The sequence below is a fragment of the Bradyrhizobium sp. genome, assembly GCF_016462955.1.
Lineage (GTDB): Bacteria > Pseudomonadota > Alphaproteobacteria > Rhizobiales > Xanthobacteraceae > Bradyrhizobium.
Window position 1 is genome coordinate 1 of sequence record NZ_JAEMSD010000055.1, and the last position, 8,718, is coordinate 8,718.

Genomic DNA, 8,718 nt, shown 5'->3' on the forward strand with positions numbered 1-8,718 from the left:
GGTTCACATCGAGTGATACAATCTTTGTGTGGTTTTATAGGTAGCAGCGGCGGCTAAGATGATCGACATTGCTTCGATCATTGCCAAGCCCTGCCGATGCATCAACATTCAGAACAGCGCTGTACGGCTTGCGATAAGCCGCGAGAGTTCATCAGTCGCGAACCGGTACAAGACCGTTACGAGGTACGTTCGTACAAGTGCCCCGCTTGCAAGAGTATTTTGAAGATGGTCGAGCGCACCGAACCCACTATGTTTCCAAGACGCTAAGACTTCGGCGAGAACTCGCGCATGAACTGGCTTGCGTGTTCGATCTGCGCCCTAAGATATTCGGCCTGAAGTGACACGACTTCTTGAAAATTCTGGGCGGCGGCAAGCTTGCGCGCATATTCCAAAGACGTAGCGACGTTCTGTTGCGCGAAATTGAAGGCTAGGTCACCAGGCAATTTTGCTTGCTGAAAGAAAATGGAAAATGCCTTCTCAGTTTGATCTATGGTTTTTTGGACAAGCTCCCGCACCTCGCGTGGCACGTCAACCAATTGGTTTCGCATTCAGTGCCACCTGATAAGCGTGTACCGAAGCTTGCGGGCTTCAAGCTCGGATTCAAGCTGCGCCGCATAGGCACGCACGGTCGGCCCCACGAATCTGTATCGGCCACCATTGGCTTCGTCGGCCGCCACTTGCCGATGGATGCTCTGCCACATGGCGAGCAAGCTTTGGTCAGTAGAGTTTTTGAAGTTCATGTTCGCCCCGTCATCGCTTCCTGCCAGATCGTAGCAAAGGGATGCGCAAGACCGAAGAGCGAACAAAAGCATGGCTAACCCACTCGTCCGGTTAGCCAGACGCGACTGCCAAGCCTTTGCGAATTCTGGATTTCGCTTGACTAATGGCGCACCACTCGGAATAAAACTGCGAACTCTTACGTTATCGAAATCGCGGCTTTGAATTCTGCACATCCTGCCCAAAGTAATCGGCGGCGGTCATTGAACCCCTGTTGAAATTTCGGAGGGCCAGAAGCGGCATCATCTAGCGCGGCTGCATTCGCGCGCCTGCGTCAATGCTGATAGTTGTGGCGTTAAGATAGGCATTCTCGGCGATGTGCTTGACCAAACTGGCGAACTCGTGGGGTTGCCCCATCCTGTTCGGATAAAGGATCATACGGTCGACGATCGACTGCGAAACCTTCGGCGGTATGCCGGCGACCATCCCGGTGTCGAACAACCCCGGTGCAATGGAGACGACGCGAATGCCATGTTCAGCGAGGTCACGCGCGACAGGCAAGGTGAGGCCGACCACGCCGGCCTTGCTGGCGCTGTAGGCCGCCTGGCCCACCTGCCCTTGCGAGGCTGCGCCGGATGCGGTGTTGATGATGACGCCACGTTCGCCGCTCGGGCCCTCCGGTTGGTTGCAGGTCATAGCGAGCGCCGCAAAGCGGATGATGTTGAAGGTGCCGGTGAGATTGATGCCGATGACCTTGTTCCAGGTCGCCAGCGGAAACGGCTGCCCCTTCGATACGGTCTTGGCCGCATCGGCGACGCCCGCACAATTGACGGCGATATGAACCGCCTGGAATGCTTCGAGCACAGCCTCGATCGCGGAGCTAACGCTGGTCTCGTCGGCAACGTCGACAACACGCCCGAATGCCGCGCTCCCCAGTTCCCGGCAAAGATCGGCGAGCCGCGACTCGTCACGATCGAAGGCGGCGACACGCACGCCCGCCTTCGCCAGTGTGACGCACGATGCCCGCCCGAGCCCCGACGCCGCGCCGGTCACGATTGCAACTTTTCCATTCAACTGCATGAGAGCCCCTCTTGCTCGATCTTCTGTATCAGCGGCCAAGGATGGTGATGCAGGCTACCGCCTCTTCGATGCCCTGAAGGCCGCCGCCGTTTTCGGCGAGCGCGATGCGCGCCCCCTCGACCTGCCGCGGTCCCGCCTCGCCGCGCAGTTGCGCCACCAGTTCATGTACCTGCCCGATGCCGGTGGCGCCGACGGGATGTCCCTTGGATTCAAGTCCGCCGGACGGATTGACCGGTATAAGTCCGCCGAGCGCGGTGTCACCGCGCTCCGAAATGATGCCGCCTTCACCGAAATCGCAGAATCCGAGGTTCTCGATCTGGATGATCTCGCCCATGGCCGTCGCGTCATGCACCTCGGCGACAGCGACGTCGTCCGGGCCGATACCGGCCTTGTTGTAGGCCTTTTTCGCCGCGAGCGCGGTACAGTGCCGCTCCACTTCGGACGGGTCACGATCGCTACCGGTCTGGATGACCGATGCCAGCACGCGGATGGCCCGCGACTTGTCGAGACCAAGCCGCTTCAAGCCCGCCTCGGTCGCGAGGATCGCAGCCGCCGCACCGTCCGATATCGGCGAGCACATCGGAAGCGTCAGCGGATAGGTGATCGGCGGGGCATTCAGCACTTCGTCGACCGAATAGGCATTACGAAACTGCGCCAGCGGATTTTCCACGGAATGCCGATGGTTCTTCGCCGCCACCGCAGCAAGCTGGCGCTGCGTGGTGCCGAAGCGCTTCATGTGCTGACGTGAGAACGCGGCGTAGACATCCATGAACACGCTGTAGGGCTTGTCCGAGGTCGTGCCTTCCGGCACCTCGACACCCTCGCCGAGCGCTAGCAGCCTGTCGCGAATTTCGCCGTCGCGGCTGACGTCCCAGGCACTATCGAATGCCTCGAACATCAGCTTGCGATCTGTCGAGAACATCTTCTCGGCGCCGAGCGCGAGCGCAAAGTCCCCCTCACCCGCCTTAAGGAAAGTCACGGCAAGGTTGAACGCCGTGCTGCCGCTGGCACAGGCGTTCTCGACATTGACAACGGGAACGCCGCCGATTCCCATTTCGCGTAGCAGGATCTCGCCGCGGATCATGTGCTGGCGCTCCATATGGCCTTGCGACGCGTTGGCGAAGAAGGCCGCTTCGATGTCAGACTTCTGCAATCCCGCATCGCCGAGCGCGGCATCCACCGCGCTGCGCGACAGAGTCTTCATATCGATATCGAGCATGCGCCCAAACGGGGTCATGCCAACACCGACCACATAGATGTCGCTCATCGCGCCCTCCCTTGAGGATTGGAATCTTCTCTGGTCTCTACCTGCTAGTCCTTGAGCTCCGGCAGTGCACGCAGCACCTGCTCCGTATGCTCGCCAAGGCCGGGCACGCCGGAGCGCGGACCGGGATGCTCGCCGGAAAAAATCAACGGCTGCGCCACATGGTGGCTCCGCCCGCCGTTCCCATCCGCCACCTCGCGGAACAGCCCGCGCGCCCGGAAATGCGGATCGGCGGTCACCTCGCTCAACGAGTTCACCGGCCCCCATGGAATCCCGGCGGCATCCAGCTTCTGCGCCCAATCGGTGCGATCGCGCGTCGCCAGCACGGCAGCGACCTTGCCTCGCAAGGCATCGCCGCGCGCGACCCGCTCGCTGCGATTGAAGCCGGCCGCATCAGGCATGCCGAGCAACTCGCACAGCGGCCGCCAGAACCAGTCTTCATGAGCAATCGACAACGTGAGGAGACGGCCATCGGCACACTTGAAGACGCCATAGGCCGGCTCGGCGCCGATGTCGGCGAGCGGCGCACCGTTCATCACCGGACCGAGCATCACCGACATCCAGGACACCAGGCCGTCCGTCATCGAGACGTCGACATATTTTCCTTCTCCCGTACGTGCGCGCTCGAACAGCGCCGCCAACGTGCCGACGGCAGCGAACATGCCGGAGGACAGGTCGCCGATCGCGATGCTTCCCGGATCCTCCACCGAGCCTTGCTCGGCGTGACGAAAGAGAAACCCGGCAAGTGCCTGATAGGAGATGTCGTGGGCGGGGCGATCGCGATACGGCCCGTCCTGCCCGAAGCCGGAGATCGAGACATAGACCAGCCTTGGGTTGAGCTCCGCCATCGCCTCATGGCCGAAGCCGAGACGCGCCATGGTGCCCGGACGAAATCCTTCCATCAGCACGTCGGCGGAAGCGACCAGCCTGCGCAGGTTCAGCTTGCCTTCAACGCTCTTGAGATCCAGCGCCACCGAGCGCTTGCCGCGATTGAGCGCGCCGTGGAAGGCCGGAAACTGCCGTGCAGGATCTCCCGCGCCCGGACGTTCCACCAGGATCACGTCGGCGCCAAGATCACTTAGTAACAAGGTTGCGTAGGGCCCGGGATACTGCTCAGCCAGACTGATCACCCGAATTCCAGCGAGGGGAAGACTCATCTCGATCGCTCTTTCCGGCAGCGGCTTGACTTGCATTAATCCCGACAGTCTGTAACATAACCTTACGAATAATCAACTAACTCAAAAGTCAATTCCGAGGAAAGTCCGGTGGAATCGGTTATCTCTGAAATTCGGGCCGGCGCGATGTGGATCACGCTGAACCGGCCGGATGCACTCAATGCCATTACTCCCGCACTGGTTTCAGGCATCAACGCGGCGCTCGACAAGGCTCAGCTGTCGGACATCCACGCAGTGGTGCTGACCGGAACGGGGCGCGCCTTCTGCGCCGGCGCCGACCTCAAATTCATACGCGGCGAAGCCGGGAACGACGAAACGTCGCTGAGCCGCTTTCTCGATACCGTTCTCCTTGTCATGAACCGGCTCGAGACGTTTCCCATGCCGGTGATCGCGTCGCTGAACGGATTGACGTTGGCTGGCGGCTTGGAACTGATGCTGTGCTGCGATCTCGTCGTCGCGGCGCGCTCGGCCAAGCTGGGCGACGCCCATGCAAATTTTGGGCTCTTGCCCGGCGGCGGCAGCTCGGTGCGGCTGCCGCGTAAGATCGGCCCCACCCGCGCAAAATATCTGCTCTACACCGGCGAGTTCGTGCCAGCCGAACAGCTCGTTGCCGCCGGACTGGTCAACGAGGTCGTCGATGACGACATGCTGATCCCGGCGACCGAGGCGCTGGTCGCCAAGCTCGTCAACAAGAGCCCGCTCGTGCTTCGGCGCATGAAGGTGCTGGTCGATGATGGCCTCGAGCAACCTTGTGCGATAGCACTGCGACAAGAACTGCTCGCCAGCGAAGTCCACGCCCGCAGCAACGACCTGAAGGAGGGACTTGCCGCATTCGAGGAAAAACGCAAACCACGCTTCACCGGCAAATAGGAAAAGCAAGTCGGGAATGCCAAGAGGAGACGGTAATGAGCCAGGAGACGCGCTTCACGGTCCTGCAACAGATCCAGCGTGCGGCCCACCAGCTCGCACCCGCCATTCGGGAGATGTTCGATCGCGCAGGCCTCGCTCCAGCCGATCTCAAGACCGTGGACGACCTGTCGCGGCTGCCCGTATTCAAAAAGGAGTCGCTGGTCGAGTTACAACGCCAGCGGCCGCCATTCGGGGGTTTCCTTGCAGCAAAGGATGAAGAAATCGTCCGTATCTTCGTCTCTCCCGGCCCCATCAACGAACCTCAACTGAGGCACGACCGCGACGGATGCGGCTTCGGCACGGCCTTTGCCGCCGCCGGCCTCGGCCCCGGCGATCGCGTGCTCAACACCTGGTCCTATCATCTCGTGCCTGCCGGCCTTCTGCTCGACGAGGGCCTGCGCTCGGTCGGCGCGACGGTGATTCCAGCTGGCACCGGCGGCAGCGAGTTGCAGGCGAAGCTGGTGACCGACCTTGGCGTGACCTGCATCTGCGCCTCGACCGCCTTCTTCATCACGCTAGCGGAAGCCATCGAGGCGATGGGTCATTCGCTGCCCGGTGGCTGGAAGGTCAGAACTGCGTTGCTCGGCGGCGAACTCGGCGACTGGCTCGGCAAGCGCCGTCGCCTGGAAGCCAGGTACGGCGTTCGCACCTTCGCAGTCTATGCGACGGCGGACTTCGGCGTGATCGCCTTCGAAAATGGCGCGCAGGACGGCGGCTACGAGGTTCACCAGGACCGCATCGTGCAAATCTGTGACCCGACGACGGGGGCTCCGCTTCCGCACGGCGAGCCCGGCGAGATCGTGGTTACCACGCTGACGCCGGGCTGGCCGCTGATCCGGTTCGGTACCGGCGACGTCGCCGTCGCCACGGCTATGAACGCCGATGGCACGGTGCGCAGGATCGGCATGCTGCAGGGACGCGTCGGGCAGGCGGTGAAGGCGCGCGAGATATTCATCTATCCGCGCCAGCTCGAAGACCTCGCTATTGCCATTCCGGGAATCGGCCGCGCGCAGGCCATCGTCACCCGCCCGCAACAGCGGGAAGAGATCACGGTGCGGCTTTCGCTGCTTCCGGATGCGGACCGCGACGCCGTCCTGGCGGCGGCGCCGGCCCGCTTCAACGCGCTGTCTCGTCTGAAGGCCGACCGTATCGAGGTGGTAGGAACAGACGAACTGCCGGCCGACGCTCCATTCGTCGTCGACCGGAAGGACGCCTGACCCCGCACCGGCACGCAGCGCCTCAGCCGAGCCACCGCTTGCGGCGTCGATAATGCTTGATGTCGCGGTAGCTCTTGCGCTCGCCCTTAAGGTCAAGCCCGAGGTAGAACTCCCGCACGTCCTCGTTGTTTCGCAGCTCTTCCGCGGCGCCTTCGAGGACGATGCGTCCATTCTCCATGACGTAGCCGTAGTCGGCGATATCCAACGCGACGCGCGTGTTCTGTTCGACGATCAGAAGCGTGGTCCCGCTTGCCTTGAGGTCCTTCAGCAGCTCGAACACCTCGTCGATCATCAACGGCGCTAGGCCAAGCGACGGCTCGTCAATCATGATCAGCCTGGGATTGGCCATCATCGCGCGCCCGATCACGACCGTTTGCTGTTCGCCGCCGGACAGATAGCCGGTTATCCGATCCTTGAGCGCCGCAAGCCGGCGAATGCGATCGTAGACATGATCAAGGCGCTTGCGTACCTCACGCCCCGACGATTCCATGTGGCCGCCGACCAGCAGATTCTGCTCAACGGTCAGATGGCGCAACACGCGGCGGCCCTCCATCACGTGGATGATGCCGCTTCGAACGACTTCGGTCGGATCCGACTTGTCGATTCTCTTGCCGTCGAAACCGATATTGCCGGAGGTCACCCGGCCGTCCTCGACGCGTATGATGCCGGAAATCGCTTTCAGCGTCGTCGACTTGCCGGCCCCATTGCCGCCGAGCAACGCAACGCATTTGCCATCCGGCACGGCGAGCGAAATGCCCTTCACCGCCAGAATGACGTCGCTGTAGATGACTTCAACGTTGTTCAGCTCGAGCAAAACGCAAGCCTCCCGAGGGGATCCGACCGGGCCCGCGGGACCCGGCCGGATGGCGTTACTTCACCACTTGTTAATGGACGGCACCGGCACGTTGGCAGCAGCCTCCGTGTACTTGCCGTCCTTGATGGTGACGATACTCGCGACCAGCCCCTGCGTCGGGAATGGCCCGTCGTTCGAGAACTTGGTGTTGCCGAGAATCTTGTAGGTCTCATCCGCGGAGATCGTCGTCGACATCAGCGCCTCGCGGACAGCTTCGCCCGTGACCTTGTCAGCACCGACCTTCTTGGCCGCAGCTTCGATGGCCCGCATCGCAATCAGCGCCTGACCAAGACCTTGGACAGCCGAAACCGTCCATTTGGCCTTGAGGTTGTACTTGCTCTGAAGCATTTCGAAAAACTCACGCCCCGGCGTCTTTGCATCAGTGGGCGCGGCCATCGCATAGACCTCATAATCGCCCTCCATCTGCTTGATGTCGCCGATCGCGCGACCAGATTCCGCCAGTCCGTTGTGCGAGCTCACGACAATCGGCACATTCTTGCCGAGCGACTGAAGCGCACGCTTGGTGGCGACCACGGCAGCCGTGTTCGTCATGATCATGATTACCTCGGCACCCTTGCGGGTCACGCGGTTGACCTGGGTAGTGAGATCGGTGGGCTGTACTTCCGTGAACACGACCTCAACGACCTCGACCTTGCCGGGATTGTCGGCCGCGTAGCGCTGGACGCCCTTGTGCTGATCGACATAGGCGGGCGAGGCTTCCGACGAAATGATCGCGACCTTCAGCGGCCCGCTGCCGCCGCGCTTCTGACGTAACCACTCGAAGAAGGCTGCGGCTTCGTGGCTATAGGTCGGACGCTGATTGAAGATCCATGGATCGGGCTTCCAGGCAAAGCCATACGCTGCTGTCGACATCACCATCGGAATCTTGTCGGTTGGCAGCCGCCCCTGAAGCGCGGCCACGTCAGGTCCACCGACCCCAAGCGCGATGATCGGATTGAGCTCGGCCTTGATACCAGGCCACAGGCTTGCCACCTGCGCCGCGTCATAGCGATGATCGTAGTCCTTGATGCCGAGCTTGATCCCGATCTTCTTGCCGACTTCGGCATTCCACCAGTCGATGACCGGCCGGCGCGCCCCGATCAAGTCCTTCATCACGTCCGCATAGGGACCGGTGAAATCCGCCAGCGACGCGACGTTGTAGGTGGTCTCGGCACGGGCCGACGCCGTGATTGTCAGCAAGCCGAGTGCAGCCGCCACCCCGGCAATCTTGATGTTCTTCAAGATAGTCATTGTTCAGTTTTCTCCCATGTGTGTTTTCAATGTTCGGGCGCCCGGCCTTCAATAGGGAAACGGCCAAAGGCGATAGGATCGTTTCAGGATGTTCCAGCGATGCATCAGCCCGCGTGGTTCGAAAATCAGGAACGCTGCGATGATCCCGCCGAGAAAAACGTTCATCAGCGCAAACACCACATCCCCGCCGAGCGACGGAAATTGCGCAACGATGCCGGGACCAAGCGTAACGAAGCTCTCCTGGATCGCCTT

9 protein-coding genes and 2 pseudogenes are annotated in these 8,718 nt (G+C 61.6%); 3 read left to right on the top strand and 8 right to left on the bottom strand.

The features are described from left to right. Positions 1–263: 263 nt before the first annotated feature. A complete protein-coding gene (locus JHD07_RS08820) occupies positions 264–548 on the bottom strand; it encodes a phasin family protein (protein ID WP_024343249.1) in 285 nt (94 codons plus the stop codon). Continuing rightward, the gene (locus tag JHD07_RS08825) at positions 549–740 is read right to left on the bottom strand and encodes a hypothetical protein (protein WP_024343248.1); all 192 of its coding nucleotides are present in this window, start codon (positions 738–740) and stop codon (positions 549–551) included. It lies immediately after the preceding gene. 176 nt (positions 741–916) lie between these two features. Here JHD07_RS08825 and JHD07_RS39745 point away from each other — a divergent pair. Then, positions 917–967: pseudogene (locus tag JHD07_RS39745) on the top strand ((2Fe-2S)-binding protein); the annotation flags it as partial. A gap of 56 nt (positions 968–1,023) precedes the next feature. Here the strand turns inward: JHD07_RS39745 and JHD07_RS08830 are convergent. From JHD07_RS08830 to JHD07_RS08840, 3 genes are read right to left on the bottom strand one after another with little or no spacing between them, the layout of a single operon-like run. Then, positions 1,024–1,770, bottom strand: coding sequence for an SDR family NAD(P)-dependent oxidoreductase (locus tag JHD07_RS08830; protein ID WP_291621141.1), 747 nt, complete (start codon positions 1,768–1,770; stop codon positions 1,024–1,026). Between the two features lie 55 nt (positions 1,771–1,825). Then, positions 1,826–3,064: a thiolase family protein gene (locus JHD07_RS08835; RefSeq protein ID WP_024343246.1), complete on the bottom strand. Its 1,239-nt coding sequence runs from the start codon at positions 3,062–3,064 to the stop codon at positions 1,826–1,828. A 44-nt stretch (positions 3,065–3,108) separates the two neighbouring features. Continuing rightward, on the bottom strand, positions 3,109–4,254 hold the full coding sequence (locus tag JHD07_RS08840; protein ID WP_063828497.1) for a CaiB/BaiF CoA-transferase family protein: 1,146 nt from the start codon (positions 4,252–4,254) through the stop codon (positions 3,109–3,111). A 72-nt stretch (positions 4,255–4,326) separates the two neighbouring features. Between JHD07_RS08840 and JHD07_RS08845 the strand changes: the two genes are divergently transcribed. Continuing rightward, complete coding sequence (locus JHD07_RS08845) at positions 4,327–5,106, top strand: enoyl-CoA hydratase/isomerase family protein (RefSeq protein ID WP_291621145.1); 780 nt, start codon at positions 4,327–4,329, stop codon at positions 5,104–5,106. Between the two features lie 35 nt (positions 5,107–5,141). Next, positions 5,142–6,362 carry a phenylacetate--CoA ligase family protein gene (locus JHD07_RS08850; protein ID WP_024343243.1) on the top strand — a complete coding sequence of 407 codons (1,221 nt, stop codon included), beginning with the start codon at positions 5,142–5,144 and terminating at the stop codon, positions 6,360–6,362. A gap of 22 nt (positions 6,363–6,384) precedes the next feature. Here JHD07_RS08850 and JHD07_RS08855 read toward each other — a convergent pair whose 3' ends face one another. The 3 genes and pseudogenes from JHD07_RS08855 to JHD07_RS08865 all read right to left on the bottom strand — a co-directional run. Then, positions 6,385–7,176, bottom strand: a complete 792-nt coding sequence (locus tag JHD07_RS08855; protein ID WP_024343242.1) for an ABC transporter ATP-binding protein — start codon at positions 7,174–7,176, stop codon at positions 6,385–6,387. 60 nt (positions 7,177–7,236) lie between these two features. After that, on the bottom strand, positions 7,237–8,466 hold the full coding sequence (locus JHD07_RS08860) for an ABC transporter substrate-binding protein (protein WP_024343241.1): 1,230 nt from the start codon (positions 8,464–8,466) through the stop codon (positions 7,237–7,239). Between the two features lie 48 nt (positions 8,467–8,514). Then, positions 8,515–8,718, bottom strand: a pseudogene (locus JHD07_RS08865) (branched-chain amino acid ABC transporter permease); the annotation flags it as partial.

Coding starts and splice junctions, on each gene's coding strand:
- JHD07_RS08820 (WP_024343249.1), bottom strand. CDS start 548: ATGCGAAACCAATTGGTTGACGTGCCACGCGAGGTGCGGGAGCTTGTC.
- JHD07_RS08825 (WP_024343248.1), bottom strand. CDS start 740: ATGAACTTCAAAAACTCTACTGACCAAAGCTTGCTCGCCATGTGGCAG.
- JHD07_RS08835 (WP_024343246.1), bottom strand. CDS start 3,064: ATGAGCGACATCTATGTGGTCGGTGTTGGCATGACCCCGTTTGGGCGC.
- JHD07_RS08840 (WP_063828497.1), bottom strand. CDS start 4,254: ATGCAAGTCAAGCCGCTGCCGGAAAGAGCGATCGAGATGAGTCTTCCC.
- JHD07_RS08850 (WP_024343243.1), top strand. CDS start 5,142: ATGAGCCAGGAGACGCGCTTCACGGTCCTGCAACAGATCCAGCGTGCG.
- JHD07_RS08860 (WP_024343241.1), bottom strand. CDS start 8,466: ATGACTATCTTGAAGAACATCAAGATTGCCGGGGTGGCGGCTGCACTC.